The sequence below is a fragment of the Prauserella rugosa genome (assembly GCF_000719975.1).
GTDB lineage: Bacteria > Actinomycetota > Actinomycetes > Mycobacteriales > Pseudonocardiaceae > Prauserella > Prauserella rugosa.
Map to the genome: position 1 here is coordinate 479,462 of NZ_JOIJ01000002.1, position 19,943 is coordinate 499,404.

The window sequence follows — 19,943 nt, forward strand, 5'->3', positions numbered from 1 at the left end:
GTCGTGGGTGGGGACCGATGGGACTGTGAGGCTACCGTGCGTCGCCCCCGTCACCCTGGCGGCCCTCGCCGAGACCCCGCGTGGCGTGTCGCCCGCAACGATCTCCCACGGCGATCTCCCACGACCCACGGCGATCTCCCACGACGGTCGCCCGCTCGTGGGCCACGCGTCAGCTGTCGATCATCGCCGGTTGACGTCGACGGACGACGGTGAGCACATGCCGTCCTCCTCCGGATCTCCGCAACATCCACAGCGCCCGCAGCGCCCACAGCACCCAAGCCACCCACACCACCCGCAGCCAGCCCAGTCCTCTCGGCGAGGGCTCACCTCAGCAGTGTCCCGCCGCGGCGTGCTCGCCGCAGGCGCGGCCGGTGCCGCCGCCTCGATGGTCCCGCCGTCGGTGCACGCCGCACTGGCCAGGCCCATGCGCACCGGCGGACTCGCCGCCATGGAGCACGTCGTGGTGCTCATGCAGGAGAACCGCTCGTTCGACCACTACTTCGGCGCGCTGCGCGGGGTGCGGGGATTCTCCGACGCGCACCCGCTCGAACTGCCGGGCGGCGGCCCCGTGTTCGCCCAGCCGCGGGCGGGCGGGTCCCCCGTACTGCCGTTCTCGCTGCGCAAGCAGGCCGCCAGGGAGGGCCGCGAACCGGGCGAGATCCAGTACCTCGACGACCTGGACCACAGCTGGGACGGCAGCGGCGCCGCATGGGCGCGGGGGTGGAACGACGGGTGGATCCCGGCGAAGACGCCGGCGACGATGACCTACTACGACCGCGCCGACCTGGCGCTGCAGTACGAACTCGCCGACACGTTCACCGTCTGCGACGCCTACCACTGTTCGGTGTTCGGCTCCACCAACCCGAACCGGAACTACCTCTGGACGGGCACCACCGGCATCGAACCGGTCACCGGTGGACGGGCCGTCGGCAACGACGCCTACGAGTACGACCACACCGGCTACGACTGGCCGACCTATCCCGAGGCGCTCGAGCAGGCGGGCGTGTCGTGGCGGATCTACCAGGAGTGGGACAACTTCACCGACAACGCCGTGGAGTTCTTCGTCCCGTTCAAGCGGGTCGCGTCGAAGGCGCTGGCCGCGGTGGACGGCGAGTTCCGCACCGCGGGTGAGTTCTACGACGTCGTGGCCGAGGCCGACGAACCCGAGCGGCGGAGGCTCCTCGGCCGGCTCGAGGCCGGGCTCGCCACCTTGTCCCCTGCCGAACGCAGCCTGTTCGACCGCGCGGTGTACCGCAGTGAGCCCGGCACCCTCGTCGACCGGCTCCGCGCCGACGTCGCCGCAGGGACCCTGCCCGCGGTGACCTGGCTCGTGCCGCCGTCGACCGCGTCGGAGCACCCCAGCGCCTCGACGCCGCTCGAGAGTGCCCGCCTCATCCACGACGTGCTCGACGTACTGGCCTCCCACGAGCGCACGTGGGAGCGCACCGCGCTGCTGATCAACTTCGACGAGAACGACGGTTACTTCGACCACGTGCCGCCGCCCGTACCCCCGTCCGACGGTGCCGGTGTCGGTGGCGGCGCCGGCGACGAGGACCGGTTCGCCGGACGGCCCATCGGCTTCGGGCCCCGGGTGCCGATGACGATCGTGTCGCCGTGGACGGTGGGCGGATTCGTGGACTCCACCGCGTACGACCACACGTCGGTGTTGCGCCTGCTGGAGCGCTGGACCGGCGTCGAGGCAGCCGGCATCAGCCCGTGGCGGCGCACCGTGGCCGGTGATCTGACGAACGCGTTCGACTTCGCCAGGCAGGCGCGGCCACCACGGGTGTCCGCGCCGGGGCCGGTGCCGGAACCGGTGCCGCGGTGGCACCCAGAGGTCCCGGACGAGCAGGTGATGCCGACGGCCGAACCCGGCACCCGCCCCGCCAGGGCGCTGCCCTACCAGCCCTCGGTCTCCGGCCGGTGGGCCGACGGCACGCTGGCGGTGCGGTTGCGCAACACCGGGTCCGCATCGGCCCACTTCGCGATCTACCCGTACGCGGGCGAACTGGACGAGCCCGCGCACCACGACGTCCGGGGCGAGCACACCGTGCACCTGTCCCCGTCCGGGAACGACTACCGCGTGGTGGTCCAGGGGCCGAACCGCGCCTGGTGGGAGCTGCGCGGGGACGCGCAGGGCGCCGCGGCAGGCGTCGAGGTCACCTCGCGGGCCCTGCCGCGGCGCCTCGGCATGGAACTCACGATCACCAACCACGGCACCGAACGGCTGACGTTCCGCCTCCGTTCCCGCCACCACGCCCCGGCGACCCGGTTCGTCGTGGTCGGCGCGGGCCGGTCGGTCGAGGTGCCGTGGCGTACGCACCGCGGCTGGTACGACGTCGAGGTCACGACCGAGGCGGATCCCTCGTTCCTGCGCAGCCTCACCGCGAGGGTCGAGAACGGGCGGCCCGGGGTGAGCGGCGGCTGATCAGGAGCCGCCGCGGATCGTGCGCCGCAGTTTCGGCACCCGTTCGGCCAGGGTGCGCTCCGCGCCGCGCGACGTGGGGTTGTAGTAGTCCCGCCCGACGAGCTCGTCGGGCGGGTACTGCTGCGCCAGGACGCCCTCGGCGACGTCGTGCGGGTAGCGGTAGCCCTGTGCGTGGCCGAGTTTCGCGGCACCGGCGTAGTGCCCGTCGCGCAGATGTGGCGGCACCGTCCCGATCCCGCCGCCGCGCACGTCCGACAGGGCGGCGTCGATCCCGGCGATGACGGCGTTCGACTTCGGCGCCGTGGTCAGGTGCACGGTGGCCTGCGCCAGCGCGAGCCTGCCCTCGGGCATGCCAATGAACTGGACCGCGTGCGCCGCGGCGACGGCGGACTGCAGCGCCGTCGGATCGGCCATGCCGATGTCCTCGCTCGCATGCACCACCAGCCTCCTGGCGATGAACCGCGGGTCCTCCCCCGCCTCGATCATGCGGGCCAGGTAGTGCAGCGCGGCGTCGACGTCGGAGCCGCGAATCGACTTGATGAAGGCACTGATCACGTCGTAGTGCTGATCGCCGTCGCGGTCGTAGCGCACGGCGGCCTTGTCCACGGTCGCCTCGACCGTCTCCAGATCGATGACGCCGTGGTCGGTGACGCTCGCGGCGTCGGCCGCGGCCTCCAGGGCCGTCAGCGCGCGCCGGGCGTCCCCCGAGGCGAGGCGGATCAGGTGCGCCCGCGCGTCGTCGGTGAGCTCGAGGGTGCCGCCCAGGCCGCGCTCGTCGGTGAGCGCACGGTCGACGAGCCCGGCGATGTCGTCGTCGGTCAGCGGACGCAGCTGCAGCACCAGCGAGCGCGACAGCAGCGGCGAGACGACCGAGAACGACGGGTTCTCCGTCGTCGCGGCCACGAGCAGCACCGTGCGGTCCTCGACGGCGCCGAGCAGCGCGTCCTGCTGGGTCTTCGAGAAGCGGTGGACCTCGTCGATGAACAGGACCGTGTCCTCGGAGTTGTACTTGCGGCGCCGCCGGGCCTCCTCGATGACCCCGCGCACCTCCTTGACGCCCGCGGACAGGGCCGACAGCGCCACGAACCGCCTGCCGGTGGCGGTCGAGACGAGGTTGGCGAGCGTCGTCTTGCCGGTGCCGGGCGGTCCGTACAGCAGCACCGAGGCCGGTGCGGCCCCTTCGACAAGCCTGCGCAGCGGTGCGCCGTCCCCGAGCAGGTGCTGCTGGCCGACGACCTCGTCCAACGTCCGGGGCCGCATACGCACGGCCAGCGGCGAGCCGGGCGGGGGCTGCGGCGGGGAATGGGGCTCGTCGGACACCGGAGGCGGGGCCACGTCCTCGTTCACCGTGAACAGTTCGTCTTGCTGCACACCTCCGACGGTATCCGGCCGGGGTGACGATCCGGGCGCCGCCGGGCTCAGACGGTCCTGGGCTCCCACCCGTCGGGTTCCCACACCTCGGCGAGCGGCTGATCCGGTTCCGGGGCGCGGTCCCTGCGCAACAGACCGCGCACGAGGATCCCCGCGGCGTACGGCACCAGGTCGCGTCCGCGGCGCCACAGCCACGGCACGCCCTTGCCGACGAGCCAGGCCACGTGGTCGACCGTGCTGGAACGGGCACCGCCCGCGCAGGTCAGCGACACCGGCTCGCGCACCGCGTATCCGCGGACGCCCACCGCGTCGGTGACGCCGCGTGCCAGCAGCCGGTGGCCGAACTCCGAAGGGTGCAGCCGGTCGACGCTCCACGCCCGCAGGTCGTAGGCGCCCGGGACCTGGTCGAGGTCGACGCACACCGCGTCGTGGCGGGCCACGACGGTGTCGACGACGCGGTTGAGCGCGTCCACCCGCGCGGCGTGGGCTCGGCGCAACGGCCCCGGCATGCGGAACACCCGGCCGTGGTCGTGGTAGCGCATCGTGACCGGCAACGCCCCGGCGTCCCTCAGCGCGGAGAGGGTCGCGTCCAGGTCGGCGGTCAGCGCCGCGGGGTCGAAGTCGGACCGCAGCGTGTCGTTCATCCCGACGATCACGACGGCGACATCGGGCGTGTGCTCGAGCGCGGCGGGCAGCTGCACCGTGCGCACGCAGCGCACCCGGGCGCCGGTGAAGGAGGTGTTGACGTACGCGTCGGGCTCGACACCCAACGCGGCCGCGACGAGCGGGCCGACACCCCGCCACCGCCCTCCGGGCAGCGGATCACCGAGCCCGACGGCGGTCGAGTCGCCGAGCACGGCCAACCTGCGCACCGGACGCAGTTCGGGCCCAGCGGGCACAGCGGGCGAATCGGGAACGGCGGGTTGGGCGGGAACGGGGGTCGCGGGGCGGTGGGTCTGCGAAATCTCGTCGATCGCCACACCCGGCACGATCGCGCGCCGGTGCGCACCCGCGGTGAGCCGCGGGTAACGGCGTGCGAACGGTCCGGCGAACCTTGGCCGCGGGCGGGAGACGCCGCACGCGGCGGCCGTCGCCCGCTCACGCTCAGCGGAACGCCGGGTACAGGGGAAGTTGCAGGTCCGGCCCGAAGCGCGCGTCCAGGGCCGTGGCCACGGCCTCGGCGTGCGCCGAGATCGCAGGCCCGTCCGCGGGGTCGCCCTCTCGGTCGGCGTGCCTGCCGAGGTCGCGCCACCACGTGGCGAGCGCGGCGGCGCGCTGCCGCGGCGGCGCGGCCGTCATCCGTTCCGCACCGCCGGAGGAACCGTCCTGCCCCGCGGCGGCGAGGTCGGGCAGCCACCGCCACGTGGCCTGCCAGACGAGCAGCAGGCCCGCGTCGAGGAGATACCGGCTGAGGGTGTCCTCCTCGGTCAGCGACGGCCACAGGTCCGCCACCTCGGCACGCCACGACGCGATCATCGCCTCGCTCATGCCGCTCGGCAGCGCCAGCGGTTCGGGCCCGGACACGAACGGCACGAGCATGTGGGCGGCGTCGACCAGGGCACTGCGCACCCGGCCCCGTTCGAAGTCGAGGAACCGCACACCGTCGCCGGTGACGAGGTTGTTGTCCGGCCAGAGGTCGACGGGGCTGAACGCCCGGAACGCCGCCGAACGGGCCTGCTCCGCGGCGCGCTCGGCCACCGCGACGACCTCGGGCGCGGTGTCGACGCCGAGCGTCTCGCGCAGCAGCGCGGGCGCCGCCGTCACGGCGTCGGCCGGGTCGCCCGCGGCGTGCGCGGGCGGAGCCGCGGGGACCACCTGGCCGTCGTTCTGTGCCGAGGCACCCGAGCCCGCCTTGCCGAGCCTGCGCAGCAGCGCGTTGAAATCGGCCTCCCGATTGGCGGTGCTGAAGTGCATGCGGCCGAGCGAGCGGGCCCACGAAAGCAGTGCCGTCTCGGCGGCACGCGCGTCCGATCCGCGGAGCTTGTCGTCGAGGGTCGGTGCCCGCCCGAGGTCGTCGATCACCAGCACCCGGTGCTCTGCGTTGTGGGCGAGAATCTCCGGACACGTGCGATCGGCCGCCGACAGCGCCGTGAACAGCTGGTAGCTGGCAGCTTCGCGCGCGAACGCGTCGTCCTGGCCCGCCTCCGGCTCGCCGGGATAGTGCTTGATGACGAGCGTGCGGGGCAGCGCGAACGACGACGAGGCGACCCGCGCCCTGACCACCGTCGCCGGTCCGCTTCCCGCGAGGTCCTCGGCGTCGACGAGGGAGACGGTGCTGCCGAACCGCTGTGCCAGCACCGCCTCCGCTGCGGATACGGCGGCTGTAACCGCGGCCTCCGCGGTGTCACTGGAAGGAGTGTCCGCTCCGGTGCCGACGGTCGAGTCGTCGGCTGGAGGGGTGTCCACAGTCATTGGCTCCGACCCTACTAGTGCGACGGGAAAGCTGACCACATTCCGGTGACCGCAATCCGCGCCACGAACGGACATTCGGCGCATCCCGGTGCCCGCGTCGGCGGCTGCGGCCGCCGCACCGGACTACCCGGGGGCGGCCCTGACGCGTCGTCAGGCGCTGCCCTGCCCGGCGGCGTTCCGCTGCTCGGTCGCGGGCTCCGCCCCGGCCGCCTTGGCGGCGGGCTCGGGCTGCTTGACCGGCTTGGCGTCCACCCCCGCCTCCTTACGCTGCTCGGCCGTGATCGGCGCGGGCGCGCTGGTGAGCGGGTCGAAGCCGCCGCCGGTCTTCGGGAACGCGATGACGTCCCGCAGCGAATCGGCCCCGGCCAGCAGCATCACGATGCGATCCCAGCCGAAGGCGATGCCGCCGTGCGGCGGCGGGCCGTACTGGAAGGCGTCCAGCAGGAAGCCGAACTTCTCCTGGGCGTCCTCCTGCGAGATGCCCATGACCTCGAAGACGCGCTTCTGCACGTCGGCCCTGTGGATACGGATCGATCCGCCGCCGATCTCGTTGCCGTTGCACACCAGGTCGTAGGCGTAGGCGAGCGCGTTGCCGGGGTCGGAGTCGAACGTGTCGATCCACTCGGGCTTCGGCGAGGTGAACGCGTGGTGCAGCGCCGTCCATTGACCGCTGCCGACCGTCACGTCGTCGGTCTCGTCGGCGGCCTCGAACATCGGCGCGTCGACGATCCAGACGAACGACCACGCGTTGTCGTCGATCAGGCCGAGCCGGTCGGCGATCTCGCCGCGCGCGGCGCCGAGCAGGGCACGCGCGCTGTTCGGCGTTCCGGCGGCGAAGAAGATGCAGTCGCCAGGGTTCGCCCCGACCGCCTCGGCGAGCCCGGCCTTCTCGGACTCGGAGATGTTCTTGGCGACCGGGCCCGACAGCGTGCCGTCCGCACCGACGAGCACGTAGGCGAGGCCCTTGTGGCCACGCTGCTTGGCCCAGTCCTGCCACGCGTCGAGGGTGCGGCGCGGCTGGTCGGCACCGCCCGGCATGACGACCGCGCCGACGTAGGGCGCCTGGAACACCCGGAACGGGGTGTCGGCGAAGAACTCCGTCAGCTCGGTGAGTTCGAGACCGAAGCGCAGGTCGGGCTTGTCCGAGCCGTACCGGGCCATGGCCTCGGCGTAGCTCATCCGCGGGAAGGTCTCGGGCAGCTCGACGTCGATGAGCTTCCACAGCGCACGTGCGATCCGCTCGCCCAGTGCGATGACGTCGTCCTGCTCGACGAAGCTCATCTCGATGTCGAGCTGGGTGAACTCGGGCTGCCGGTCGGCGCGGAAGTCCTCGTCGCGGTAGCAGCGCGCGATCTGGTAGTAGCGCTCCATCCCGCCGACCATGAGCAGCTGCTTGAACAGCTGCGGCGACTGGGGCAGCGCGTACCACGAGCCCGGGCGCAGCCGGGCCGGCACGAGGAAGTCGCGGGCGCCCTCGGGGGTGGACCGGGTCATGGTCGGGGTCTCGATCTCGACGAAACCGTCGTCGTGCAGGACGTTCCGTGCGACCCGGTTGGCCTCGCTGCGCAGGCGCATGTTGCGGGACTGGCCCGCGCGGCGCAGGTCGAGGTAGCGGTGCTTGAGGCGCACCTCCTCGCCGACGTCGAGGCGCTCGTCGACGGGGAACGGCAGCGGCGCGGCCTCGGACAACACCTCGAGCTCGCTGACGTAGACCTCGATGTCACCCGTGGCGATCTCCGGGTTCTCGTTACCCTCGGGGCGCGGGGAGATCTCGCCGGTGACCTTGATGCAGTACTCGGCGCGCAGCTGGTGGGCACGCTCGGCCATCTCGCCCTCGCGGAACACGACCTGGGCCACGCCGCTGGCGTCGCGCAGGTCGATGAAGATCACTCCGCCGTGATCGCGCCGCCGCGCCACCCAGCCGGTGAGCGTGACGGTCTGGCCGGCCTGCTCGGCACGCAACGTGCCGGCGTCGTGGGTGCGAAGCACTTCGCGGGATCCTCTCGGGCATGCGGTGACGGACGGTACGAGGCAGCATTCGCCGACGGTCGTCGACGAGGAGCCACCGAACGCTCAGGCTATCCAACGTGGCGGAAGGCTCCGCGAGCAGGTTTCGCCCGGGAGCCGGCCACTCCCAGCAGACAGTGCTCACACCACGCTCACAGCAGACAGTGCTCACAACAGACTCAGCTGCTCGGCCCTCGGTCTGCCCCGCGTGCCGCCGGCGTCCTCGTGCGGCAGGCCCGGGGGCGCGCCCTCCTGCGCACCGTCCTGTGCGCCGTCCCCGGCACGCCGCAACGAGCCCGGCGGGTCGACGAGGCCGTGGGCGCGGGCCAGCGCCTCCACCCGCTGCCGCAGTCCGCGCCGGTACTCCGGATCGGCGTAGCTGCCCCTGCCGTACAGGCGGCGGTAGCGGTCGACGAGCTCCGGGTGGTGCTCGGCGAGCCAGCGCGCGAACCATTCGCGGGCACCGGGACGCAGGTGCAGTGGAATGGCGGTGACACTGCTGGCTCCCGCCTCGGCCACCTGCCCGAGCAGCCCGTCGAGCGCCTCGTCCGAGTCGGTCAGACCGGGCAGGATCGGGGCGAGGAACACGTCGCAGGGCAGCCCCGCATCCCTGGCCTTGCGCACGAGCTCGAGCCGCGCCTGCGGGCTCGGCGTTCCGGGTTCGAGGCTGCGCTGCAGTTCCCGGTCGAGCAGTGCGATCGACACCCCCAGCCCGACCGGGACGTCGCCGCCCACGTCCCGCAACAGGGACAGGTCACGTGCCAGCACGGTGCCCTTCGTGAGGATCGACAACGGCGTCCCCGAGTCGGCGAGCGCGCGGATGATGCCCGGCATCAGCCGGTACTTGCCTTCGGCCCGCTGGTACGGGTCGGTGTTGGTGCCCATCGCGACGTGCTCGCGTGCCCATGACCGCCTCCGCACCTGCGCGGCCAGCACCTCGGGGGCGTTCACCTTGACGACCACCTGGGTGTCGAAGTCGGTCCCGGCGTCGAAGTCGAGGTAGGTGTGCGTCCCTCGCGCGAAGCAGTAGGTGCAGGCGTGTGAGCAGCCCCGGTACGGGTTGACCGTCCAGCGGAACGGCACGCGCGAGGCGGCGGGCACCTTGTTGAGCACCGACCGCGCATGCACCTCGTGGAACGTCACCCCGGCGAAGTCGGGTGAGTGCACGGTGCGCACCAGTCCGGGCAGAGCCCGCGCGGCCAGCTCCTCGTTGCGTTGTCGTTCCCATCGCACCCCTCCACTCGAACACATGTTCTATCTCGGTGTCAAGGCGCCGGCCGGTGCGCACGCGCGGTGGCCGGGCCCACCGGCGACCCGGCGGTCACCGCGAAACCGCCTGGCCGCGAAGATGTGGCCGTGCCACGCGACAACCCCGACAACCCCGACGACCACGTGTCCGACGACACCGGACCGGTCCTCCCGGAACCGATCCCGCCGCGCGCTCCCCGCCGCGGCGAGCGCGCAGACCCGCGGCGCTCCCCGGCCCAGGGGGAATCCCTGCCGCCCCGGCGGTCCCGGGACGGCGGCGTCGCCGGCGTCGAGGGCGGCGCCGCGGGGACCGGTGGGCAGAGGCCCCCGCGGCGACCTCAGCGGGAGCGCCGGCACCGTCCCGCCGATCCCGCCCCGCGCGGCACACCGGAGCAGGACGACAGTGCGCCCGGAGACAGCGCCCCATCCGGCGCAGGGCGATCCAACAGCGGACGATCGGACAGCGGACGATCGGACAGCGGGCGATCCAACAGCGGACGATCGGACAGCGGGCGATCGGACAGCGGGCGATCGAACAGCGCCCGGCCGGATGCACCGCGCACCGACGGGCCGCGGGCAGCCCCGCGGGCGCGCCGCGCACCCCGTGGTCCCAGGCGCACCGACGGAGCCACGGCCGGAGCCACGGCCGGAGCCACGGCGGGGGCCACGCAGCACAGCGCGTCCGCGGCCGGCGATGCACCCACCCGCGTCCCGGCGCCGGACCCCGCGCGCGGCCAGAGTCACGACCACGGCCACGGACATGGCGATGGGCACGGGCATGGGCACGGGCACGGACCCGCCGAACCCGCGTCGGCCAGGGTGCGCAGACTGCTCGCGGTCCTGCTCGCACCGTTCGCGCTGGCCGCGCTGACCTCGGTGATCCTGCTGTACCCGTGGGGCGAACCGGATCCCACGGGCCACGCGGTCGGCGAGCCGGTCAACGGCGAGGTCGTCTCCTCCGAGCTCGGCCCCTGCCTGTCTCCGGGACAGGTACAGGTCGGCGACACCGGCGACGCCGACGCGGAGAACGGCCCGCGATGCCAGACCGTCCGGGTCACCCTCACCGACGGCCCCGCCGAGGGCATGGCCATCACGAAGAACCTGCCCGCAGGCCAGGGCAACCCGACGTTCGCCGCGGGCGACGACGTCGTGCTCGCCTACAGCGGTGCCGACCCCAGGGACGCCGACGCGTACCAGGTGCAGGACTTCCAGCGCGGCCTGCCGCTGACCCTGCTGGCCGTGGTCTTCGCCGCCGCTGTCGTGATTCTCGGCCGGTGGCGCGGCGCCGCGGCGCTCGGCGCACTCGTCGTCACCGGTCTGATCATCGGGCTGTTCGTCCTGCCCGCCATCCTGCACGGCGCGAACCCCCTGGCCGTCGGTATCGCCGGATCCGGGCTGATCATGTTCGTGGCCCTGTACACCACCCACGGCTTCTCGGCCCGCACATCGGCGGCCGTGCTCGGCACCATGGTCAGCCTGTCGCTGATCGGCGTGCTGGCGACGATCTTCTCCGCGGGCGCCCAGCTGACCGGACTCGACGAGAACACCTCGACGCTCATCGGTTCCCTCGGCCAGGAGATCGACACGCGGGGCCTGCTGCTGGCCGGGATCGTCATCGGCGCGCTCGGTGTCCTCGACGACGTCACCGTCACCCAGGCGAGCGCGGTGTGGGAACTGCACCGCGCCAACCCCCGGCTGTCGTGGCGGGAGCTGTACGGCGCGGCACTGCGCATCGGCCGCGCGCACGTGGGATCGGCGGTCAACACCCTGGTCATGGCCTACGCCGGCGCCGCACTCCCCGCGCTGCTCCTGGCGTCGCTGTCCGATGTGGGACTCGGCTCGATCCTGACGTCGCAGGAGATGGCCGCCGAGATCGTCCGCACCCTGGCGGGCAGTATCGGCATCATCGCCGCGGTCCCCGTCACGAGCGTGCTCGCCGCGTTGATCGTGGTGCGCGAGGAGAACCACGTCGACACCCACCTCGACCACCGCATCGAACCCGGCATCGAACCCGGCGCCGAACCCGGCGCCGAATCCAGCGCGCCGCGGCGACGGCCGCATGAGCACCAGTGACCACATGCGTCACCTGCGCCCTGACAGTCCCTCCGGTCCCACGAGTCACGCCTGAGCACACCAGCACCACAACGCCGGGGCGGTCGATCTCGCCGCCGGGCCGTGGGATAGGAACGGCAGCACACAACACGGCGGAATCCGCAGCGCGCCGGCCGGGTCCGGAGGCCGCGCGCTGGGGAACGCCGCGGTCCCCGCCCGTCCCCGGAGCCGCCCATGCCCGGCCCAGTGCCGTTGCCCGACCTTCCCGCGCTGGTGCGCACGCCGTTGATCACCGTGTACCGAACGGTGCGCGGAACGATCCGGGGCGGCCGCGCCGTCGCCACGGCCGTGACCGCGCTGCCCGGCCTGGCGAGCGCGCTGACCGGCCTGCGTGACGCAGCGGCACATCTCGAGCAGCTCGCCACGTTCACCGCGGGTGAGCTGCCCGAGGCCGTCTACCAGCTGGAGACCATCGGCGAACAGCTCGACGCGGTTCGCGAACAACTCACCGCGATCGAGCTCCAGCTGGCCGCCCTGCGCCCGGTCACCTCGACACCCGACCAGGACTGAACGGCACACTCCCCCACGGCGGTGTCCTCCCACAGGGGACGGGCGCCGCGGCTCAGTCCAGGGAAGCCACGAACCGGCTGACGGCCTCCATCGTGAACCGCTGGGCCAGTTTGCCCTGGGGTGCGGCCGAGGCGATGCGGTACAGCGGCCGGTCGGCCGCGCCGTCCCCGCGCGCCTCCGAACGCAGCTGCGCAACGAGCAGCTCCGAGAACACCAGGCCGTTGGCCTCGACGTTGTCGGCCAGCGCGTCGGCGAGCCGGCGCAACGCCAGGATGCCGAGTTCCCGCCCGCCCGTGCCCGCGTAGACGGCGAGGTCGATCTTCACGGCCTTGTTCGCACTGTTGGTGACGAGCAGGCTGACCGTGCGCGTGCCGCGCACGTCACTGAGCAGCAGGTCGATCCGCGGAGCGGTCTCCAGGTCGACGCGGCGCCTGCCCCAGCTGCGCATCACCACGGTGCGCCCTTCGAGCCACACCTGCCTGCGCGCGTTGGACACGATCACGAAGCCCAGCAGCAGCGCGATCACCCCGGCGACGACGAGCCCCGGCCCCATGCCGCCGATCAGCCCCGCGATCCCGCCGAACGCGGCGGCGAACAGCACCACGCCCACCAGGCCGGCCGCCACCCGCTTGCGGCGCAGGGCAGCGTCCTGGCCGTAGAGCATGATCCGGTCCGGCTCGGCGGCCCTGCGCGCGGCTCCGGGGTCCGGGGAGCCCGCCTCCCCGGCACCCTCAGCACCGCCGGCGCCCTCGGGACCGCCTGCCGCGTTCGCGGGGTCCGGCGTGTCGGGCGTGCGGGACGGGTCGGGGTCGCCGTGCTCGGGGTCGGTCATCGTGGTTCCTTCTCGCGGTTCGTGTTCCCCAGAAACGGATTGGAGGCCCGTTCGCGTTCCATCGTCGTGCTCGGCCCGTGTCCCGGCAGCAGAACGGTGTCGCCAGCCAGCGTGTCGGCCAGCAGGTCCAGCGAACGCCGCAGCGCCTGCCCGTCACCTCCCGGCAGATCGGTGCGCCCTGCGGTGCCGGGCAGCAGGGTGTCGCCGGTGAGCGCGATCCGCCCGCCCTCGCCGGTGGTGAGGTGGAAGACGACCGAGCCGGGCGTGTGCCCCGGGGTGTGCAGCACGTCGATCCGCAACCCGGCCGTCTCGACCGGATCCGCACCGAGTTCCTCGACGCGGTCCGGTTCGGTCCAGGTGCCCGCCAGCAGCGCGGACTCCGCACCCGGCAGCTGCTCGGTGTCGACACCGGCCCGCGGATCGGTCAGCAGAGGACGGTCCTCCGGCCGGATCCACACCGGTACGCCGTGGACGCGGGCGAGACCGGCCGCGGCGTGTACGTGGTCGGGGTGGCCGTGGGTGGCGAGGATGGCGGTGGGTGTCAGCGCGTGCTCGCCCAACGCCCGGTCGAGTGGTTCCGCGGCGCCCTCACCGGGGTCGACGATCACGCACCCGGCACCGCGCCCTGGGGCGAGCACGTAACAGTTGGCCTGGAACGTCCCGGTCGGAAAGCCTGCGACCAGCACGTTCTCACCTCCACGTCCGAGATGGATCACAGCCTAGCGGCCCCTCTACGGCGTTCTCACAGACCGTGCCCATAGACTGCCGCCAGCCAACACGTGGGTGAACGAGGAGGCCAGGTGGGGACGAACCAGCAGCGCCGTGAGGCCGCGAAGCGCAAGCTGGAGCGGCAACTCGCTCGCAGGGCCGAACGCGCCAAGCGCCGCAAGATCATCGGCATCGGCGTGGCGGCGGGTGTGGTGATCATCGCCGCGGGCCTCGTGGTGGTCCTCACCGGCCAGGACGACGACTCCGAGGGTGCCGCGACCGCCCAGGGCGGCCGTGACTCGTGCCAGTATCAGAAGGGCGGCGAGGCGGCCAAGGACGTCGATCCGCCGAAGGACACCGACCCGCCCGCCCAGGGCACGGTCGACGCGCACATCGACTCGTCGGCGGGGCCCATCGACCTCACGCTGGACCGCAAGCAGGCGCCGTGCACGGTGAACAGCTTCGTCAGCCTGGCCGAGCAGGGCTACTTCAACGACACGACGTGCCACCGCATCAGCACCGAGGGCCTGAAGATGCTGCAGTGCGGCGACCCGACCGGCACCGGTTCCGGCGGCCCCGGCTACACGTTCGCCGACGAGGTCGACCAGAACACCACGTACCCGCGGGGCACGGTCGCGATGGCCAACTCGGGGCCGAACACCAACGGCAGTCAGTTCTTCCTCGTGTTCGGCGATGCGCAGCTGCCGCCGCAGTACACGGCGTTCGGCACCATCAGCGAGAAGGGCCTGCAGACGATCGACGACATCGCGAAGGCGGGTCACGACGGTTCGCTCGACCCCTCCCCCGGCGGCGGCAAGCCGAACAAGGAGGTCCGCTTCCGCGAGGTGTCGGTCTCCGCGTGAGCGCGGCTCAGCGGTGGGTGAACCGCGGCGCCCTGCGCTCGAGGAACGCGGCCACGCCCTCGGCGTAGTCCGCGCCGCGGGCCGCCTCGTCCCGCAGCGACTCCGCCTGTACGGCCGCGTCCTCCGTGCCTGCGGTGATCGCCGCGATGATGCGGTTCATGCCCCGCACGGACGTCTGCGACCGGGAGCACAGGGTCGCCGCGAACTCGGCGGTCTGCGCCTCCACGTCGTCGAACACGTCGGTGACGAGCCCGATCTCCCTGGCACGGCCCGCGTCGACGAGCGCGCCCGACAGCAGCAGATAGCGGGCCTGTGCCGGGCCGACGAGGTCGATCAGCAGCCGCGTGGACTCGTAGTGGTAGACGATGCCGAGTTTCGCCGGCGTGATGCCGAACCGGGCATCGGGTGCGGAGAACCGGAAGTCGCACGCCACCGACAGCTGACAGCCGCCGCCGATGCAGTTGCCCCGGATCAGGGCGATGCTCGGTTTGGCCATCGTCGCGAGCGCGTCGACGGCCGCGTCGACCGCCTTGTCGTACGTGGCGACACCCTCCGGGGTCGCGCGCAGGTCGCGGAACTCGCCGATGTCGGCGCCCGCCGAGAAGTGCTCCCCCTCACCGGTCAGCACCAGCACCTTGACGGCCGGGTCGGCCTCGAGCTCGGCAACGATGCCCGGGATGGCCGACCACATCTCGTAGGTGATGGCGTTCATCTTCGCCGGCCTGGAGAAGGTCAGGCGGGCGACGTCCCCGTCGGTCGTCAGCGCGAAACCCTGCGTCATGGACGGGAAGCCTAGAAGCCCGCGGCCTGCTCAGGCGGCCGACGTGACCCGGTACACGTCGTAGACGCCCTCGACGTTGCGGACCACCTTCAGCACGTGGCCGAGATGCTTCGGATCGCCCATCTCGAAGGTGAACTTGCTGACCGCGACGCGGTCGTTCGACGTGGTGACCGACGCCGACAGGATGTTGACCTTCTCGTCGGCCAGCACCTTCGTGACGTCGGACAGCAGCCGGTGGCGGTCGAGCGCCTCCACCTGGATCGCCACCAGGAACACCGACGACTCCGACGGCGCCCATTCGACGTCGACGAGCCGTTCCGGCTGGGCGCGCAGGTCGTCGGCGTTCGTGCAGTCGGTGCGGTGCACGCTCACCCCGCCGCCCCTGGTGACGAAGCCGAGGATCTCGTCGCCCGGCACCGGGGTGCAGCAGCGGGCGAGCTTGGTCCAGATGTCGGTCTGGTCCTTCACCACGACGCCCACGTCGCCCGAACCGCGGCGGCGGGTGACGGTCGACGGGGTGGCGCGTTCGGCCAGCTCCTCCTCGGCCTCCTCGACACCGCCGATGAGCGCCATGAGCCGCTGGACGACGTGCTGGGCGCTGGTGTGTTTCTCGCCCACCGCCGCGTAGAGCGCGCTGATGTCGTTGTAGCGCAGTTCCTTCGCGAGCGCGCCCATGGAGTCGGCGGACACCAGGCGCTGGATCGGGAGGCCGACCTTGCGGACCTCCTTGGTGATGGCCTCCTTGCCCGCCTCGACCGCCTCGTCCCGGCGTTCCTTGGCGAACCACTGGCGGATCTTCGCTCGCGCCTTCGGCGATCCGGCGAACTGCAACCAGTCCCGGCTCGGGCCCGCACCCTCCGCCTTGGAGGTGAAGATCTCGACGACCTCGCCGTTCTCGAGCTTGCGCTCCAGGGCCACGAGCCGTCCGTTGACGCGGGCACCGATGCACCGGTGGCCGACCTCGGTGTGCACCGCGTAGGCGAAGTCCACGGGCGTCGAGCCGACGGGCAGGGTGATGACGTCGCCCTTCGGCGTGAACACGAAGATCTCGCGCGTGGCGAGGTCGTAGCGGAGCGATTCGAGGAACTCGCCCGGGTCGGCCGCCTCTCGCTGCCAGTCGAGCAGTTGGCGCATCCACGCCATCTCGTCGACTTCCACAGCACCGCCGGCGCTCGCCCGATGCGTTCCCTTGGTCTCCTTGTACCGCCAGTGCGCCGCGATGCCGTACTCGGCGGTGCGGTGCATCTCGTGGGTGCGGATCTGCACCTCGAGCGGTTTGCCGTCCGGGCCGATCACCGTGGTGTGCAGCGACTGGTACACGCCGAACCGCGGCTGGGCGATGTAGTCCTTGAAGCGGCCGGGCATCGGCTGCCACAGCGCGTGCACCACACCCATCGCGGCGTAGCAGTCCCGCACGTCGTCGACCATGATCCGCACGCCCACGAGGTCGTGGATGTCGTCGAGCTCGCGGCCGCGCACGATCATCTTCTGGTGGATCGAGTAGTAGTGCTTCGGCCTGCCCTCGACCTTCGCCGACACCCGGGAGTCGGCGAGATGCTTGTTCAGCTCGCTGATCACCCCGCGCAGGTAGGTGTCGCGGGACGGTGCGCGGTCGGCGACGAGGCGCACGATCTCGTCGTACTTCTTCGGCTGCAGGATGGCGAACGCCAGGTCCTCCAGCTCCCATTTGACCGTCGACATGCCGAGCCGGTGCGCCAGCGGCGCGAGCACCTCGAGGGTCTCCTTGGCCTTGCGGGCCTGCTTCTCCGGCGGCAGGAACCGCATGGTGCGCATGTTGTGCAACCGGTCGGCGAGCTTGATCACCAGCACCCGCGGGTCGCGCGCCATGGCGATGACCATCTTGCGGATCGTCTCGGCCTCGGCGGCGGTGCCGAGCTTGACCTTGTCGAGCTTGGTGACGCCGTCGACGAGTTGGGCGACCTTGTCGCCGAAGTCGTTGCCGAGTTGCTCGAGCGAGTAACCGGTGTCCTCGACCGTGTCGTGCAGCAGGGCCGCGACGAGGGTGGTCGTGTCCATGCCGAGTTCGGCGAGGATCGTCGCGACGGCCAGCGGGTGCGTGATGTACGGGTCCCCGGACTTGCGCCGCTGCTGCCGGTGCAGGTGTTCGGCGACGTCGTAGGCGCGCTGCAGCAGGGCCAGGTCGGCGCTGGGGTGCAGTTCGCGGTGGATCGCGGCGAGCGGTTCGAGCACCTGCTTCACCGGCGCCGCACGCTGTGCGGTGATGCGCCGGGCCAGGCGAGCGCGCACGCGGCGGGTCGGCGACGGCGCGCGGGTCGCGGGGTGCGCACCCACCGGGTCGCCGACGGCGGGCGCGGCGCTGCGCGACGGCCCGCCGTTCCCGGTCGAGCTGTTCCCTGTGGAGCCGTTCCCCGTCGAGCCGTTCCCCGTCGAGCCACTGCCGGTCGAAGCACCGCTCGACCCAGCACCGCTCGAGTCAGTGCCGGTCGAACCGCTGCCGGTAAAACCACCGCCGGTCGAGCCGTGACCCGCGGAGCCGTTCGCCCCGCCGCCTGCGGTGCCCGATGCGCTCGTGCGCGATGCGCCGGTGCCGCTGCTGTTCGCGGGCGTACCGGTCTGCCCTGCGGGGGTGGTGCCGGTGGCACCCGAGCCGGCGGAGCCGCCGTGTTCGCGCGCGGGACCGTCGGCGTCGTTCGTCCGGGCTGCCACGGAATCGAGCTCTCGGCTCACCCGTACCTCCAGCTCATCGCGCGCGGGTGCGTATGGGTCCAGGGTAGACCCCGCGCGAGAGCTGCCGGCGGCCCGGCGTTCACGATCGGTTGGGCGACCGGTTACGCCCCGGCCGCCGGCCTGCGGAAACGGCCGGTCCCGCGTGGCGCGGTCACACCGTGCGCAGCACGTGCAGCGGCAGGTCGCCGAGCTTGTCCCGGCCGCCCAGCGCCGCCAGTTCCAGCACCACGGCCACGGAGCGGACGTCGGCGCCGGCCTCGGTCAGCAGCTCCCGGGTCGCGGCGACGGTGCCGCCGGTGGCGAGCACGTCGTCGACGATGGCGACCCGCTGGCCCGTCCGCACCGCGTCGGCGGGCAGTTCGAGCGTGGCGGTGCCGTACTCGAGCTGGTAGTCGACGCGACCGGCGACCGACGGCAGCTTGCCCGCCTTGCGCACGAGCGTGACGCCGATGCCCTTCGCGTAGGCGACGGCGGCGGCGAGTACGAAGCCGCGCGCCTCGACCGCTGCGAGCTGGTCGACCTCGCCGACGGCGTCGGCGAGTGCGTCGATCACCACGGAGAAGGCCTTCGGGTGGCCGAACAGCGGCGTGAGGTCGCGGAACACGACACCCGGTTCGGGGAAGTCGGGCAGCTCGGCGATCTGGTCGAGTGCGTCGTCGAGCTTCATGACCTCTTCCGTTTCCCGGACGGCGTGCCGGACCGGCGCGGACGCTGGTTCCGGTGCCGGTCCTTCGCCTTCGGCGTGCGAGCAGGCACCGACGCGGCCGCGGCGTACGCCCGTTCCTTGCGCAGTTCGGTTTCCAGCTGTTCGTCGTCGCCGGGGTCGAAGTCGTCGTCGACGTCGGTCTCGGAGCCGCCGGCGGCCTCCTCCCGCGCAGCCGCGCGGGAGGACTGTGCGCGCCGTTCGGCGACGCGCTCGGCCTGTTCACGGTAGGCCGTCTCGCGCATCTTGAACGTCACCAGCAGCGGCGTGGCCAGCAGCACCGAGGACACGACGCCGACCAGCATGCCCGTGAGCTGCACCAACGCCAGATCCTGCAACGTGCCGGACCCGAGCAGGAGGTAACCGACGACCATCAGGCCGAGCACCGGAAGCAGCGCGATGACCGAGGTGTTGATCGACCGCATCAACGTCTGGTTGAGCGCGAGGTTGGCGGCTTCGCCGTACGTGCGCTTGGTCAGGTTGAGCAGGCCACGGGTGTTCTCCTTGACCTTGTCGAACACGACGACTGTGTCGTAGAGCGAGTAGCCGAGGATCGTCAGCAGACCGATCACGGTCGCCGGCGTCACCTCGAAACCGACGATCGCATACACGCCCGCCGTCACGACGATGTCATGGATCAGCGTGATCAGGGCCGAGACGGCCATCCACTTCTCGAAGTAGATAACGAGGAAGATCGTCACCAGCACCATGAACACGGCGAGCGCGATCAGCGCCTGCTGGGAGATCTCCCCACCCCAGGACGCGCTGACCGCGCTATCACTGATGACGGACTGACTCGGCTGGCCGGTGGAGGCCAGCGGCTGGAACTCGTCGAACAGGGCACGTTTGGCCTCGACAACCTGGTTCGCGTCGAGCGTGCTCGAACGGACCTGGATGGTCGCCGACTCACCCACACCGACGACCTGGGCCTCAGCTGCAGCGACGCCCGTGACCTCGCTGATGACGTTGCTGGCCTCGTCCTCGTCGATCTGCCCCTGTGCGCCTCGGGCGGGCAGCTGGATCTGGGTGCCGCCCTCGAACTCGATGCCCAGGTTGAAGCCCTTGAGGCCCATTCCGCCGATGCACACGAGGACCAGCACGGCGAACGCGATGTACCACTGCTTGCGGTGGCCGACGATGTCGAAGGCGCCGGTTCCGGTGTAGAGACGCTGGAACACCGACGTCTTCTTCGGCCCTCCGGACTGCGTGGGTGCCGCCTCGGCCGGGCTGCCCGTGGCGTTGTCGTTGTTCTCGGGCAC

15 protein-coding genes are annotated in these 19,943 nt (G+C 72.1%); 4 read left to right on the plus strand and 11 right to left on the minus strand.

Going from position 1 to position 19,943, the window contains the following annotated elements:
• The first annotated feature begins 334 nt into the window (after positions 1-334).
• The gene (locus IF64_RS0104810; protein ID WP_030530777.1) at positions 335-2,428 is read left to right on the plus strand and encodes a phosphocholine-specific phospholipase C; all 2,094 of its coding nucleotides are present in this window, start codon (positions 335-337) and stop codon (positions 2,426-2,428) included.
• Here the strand turns inward: IF64_RS0104810 and IF64_RS0104815 are convergent, their stop codons facing one another.
• From IF64_RS0104815 to IF64_RS0104835, 5 genes are all read right to left on the minus strand, one after another.
• A complete protein-coding gene (locus tag IF64_RS0104815; RefSeq protein ID WP_030530778.1) occupies positions 2,429-3,799 on the minus strand; it encodes a replication-associated recombination protein A in 1,371 nt (456 codons plus the stop codon).
• 47 nt (positions 3,800-3,846) lie between these two features.
• Positions 3,847-4,779: an SGNH/GDSL hydrolase family protein gene (locus tag IF64_RS0104820; RefSeq protein ID WP_246134725.1), complete on the minus strand. Its 933-nt coding sequence runs from the start codon at positions 4,777-4,779 to the stop codon at positions 3,847-3,849.
• A gap of 124 nt (positions 4,780-4,903) precedes the next feature.
• Complete coding sequence (locus IF64_RS0104825) at positions 4,904-6,211, minus strand: hypothetical protein (protein WP_030530780.1); 1,308 nt, start codon at positions 6,209-6,211, stop codon at positions 4,904-4,906.
• Positions 6,212-6,361: 150 nt separating this feature from the next.
• The gene (gene aspS, locus IF64_RS0104830) at positions 6,362-8,200 is read right to left on the minus strand and encodes an aspartate--tRNA ligase (RefSeq protein ID WP_048807888.1); all 1,839 of its coding nucleotides are present in this window, start codon (positions 8,198-8,200) and stop codon (positions 6,362-6,364) included.
• 186 nt (positions 8,201-8,386) lie between these two features.
• Positions 8,387-9,451, minus strand: a complete 1,065-nt coding sequence (locus tag IF64_RS0104835; RefSeq protein ID WP_211252525.1) for an Rv2578c family radical SAM protein — start codon at positions 9,449-9,451, stop codon at positions 8,387-8,389.
• 834 nt (positions 9,452-10,285) lie between these two features.
• Here IF64_RS0104835 and IF64_RS25185 point away from each other — a divergent pair.
• Positions 10,286-11,539, plus strand: a complete 1,254-nt coding sequence (locus tag IF64_RS25185) for a YibE/F family protein (RefSeq protein WP_084705649.1) — start codon at positions 10,286-10,288, stop codon at positions 11,537-11,539.
• Positions 11,540-11,752: 213 nt separating this feature from the next.
• Entirely contained in the window at positions 11,753-12,088 is a 336-nt protein-coding gene (locus IF64_RS27610; RefSeq protein ID WP_211252526.1) for a hypothetical protein, read from the plus strand.
• Between the two features lie 52 nt (positions 12,089-12,140).
• Here the strand turns inward: IF64_RS27610 and IF64_RS0104850 are convergent, their stop codons facing one another.
• Entirely contained in the window at positions 12,141-12,752 is a 612-nt protein-coding gene (locus IF64_RS0104850) for a hypothetical protein (protein WP_051757487.1), read from the minus strand.
• 164 nt (positions 12,753-12,916) lie between these two features.
• A complete protein-coding gene (locus IF64_RS0104855) occupies positions 12,917-13,606 on the minus strand; it encodes an MBL fold metallo-hydrolase (RefSeq protein WP_030530786.1) in 690 nt (229 codons plus the stop codon).
• Between the two features lie 114 nt (positions 13,607-13,720).
• Here IF64_RS0104855 and IF64_RS0104860 point away from each other — a divergent pair, with 114 nt between their 5' ends.
• Positions 13,721-14,491 (plus strand): peptidylprolyl isomerase, encoded by a 771-nt coding sequence (locus IF64_RS0104860; protein WP_030530787.1) that lies wholly within the window; start codon positions 13,721-13,723, stop codon positions 14,489-14,491.
• Positions 14,492-14,498: 7 nt separating this feature from the next.
• Here IF64_RS0104860 and IF64_RS0104865 read toward each other — a convergent pair whose 3' ends face one another.
• The 4 genes from IF64_RS0104865 to secF all read right to left on the minus strand — a co-directional run bounded on the left by IF64_RS0104865 (position 14,499) and on the right by secF (position 19,943).
• Positions 14,499-15,272: an enoyl-CoA hydratase/isomerase family protein gene (locus tag IF64_RS0104865; protein WP_030530788.1), complete on the minus strand. Its 774-nt coding sequence runs from the start codon at positions 15,270-15,272 to the stop codon at positions 14,499-14,501.
• A gap of 30 nt (positions 15,273-15,302) precedes the next feature.
• Positions 15,303-17,585: a RelA/SpoT family protein gene (locus IF64_RS0104870; protein WP_051757488.1), complete on the minus strand. Its 2,283-nt coding sequence runs from the start codon at positions 17,583-17,585 to the stop codon at positions 15,303-15,305.
• 547 nt (positions 17,586-18,132) lie between these two features.
• A complete protein-coding gene (locus tag IF64_RS0104875; RefSeq protein ID WP_030530790.1) occupies positions 18,133-18,648 on the minus strand; it encodes an adenine phosphoribosyltransferase in 516 nt (171 codons plus the stop codon).
• Complete coding sequence (gene secF, locus IF64_RS0104880; RefSeq protein ID WP_030530791.1) at positions 18,645-19,943, minus strand: protein translocase subunit SecF; 1,299 nt, start codon at positions 19,941-19,943, stop codon at positions 18,645-18,647. Before secF ends, IF64_RS0104875 begins: the two co-directional genes overlap by 4 nt.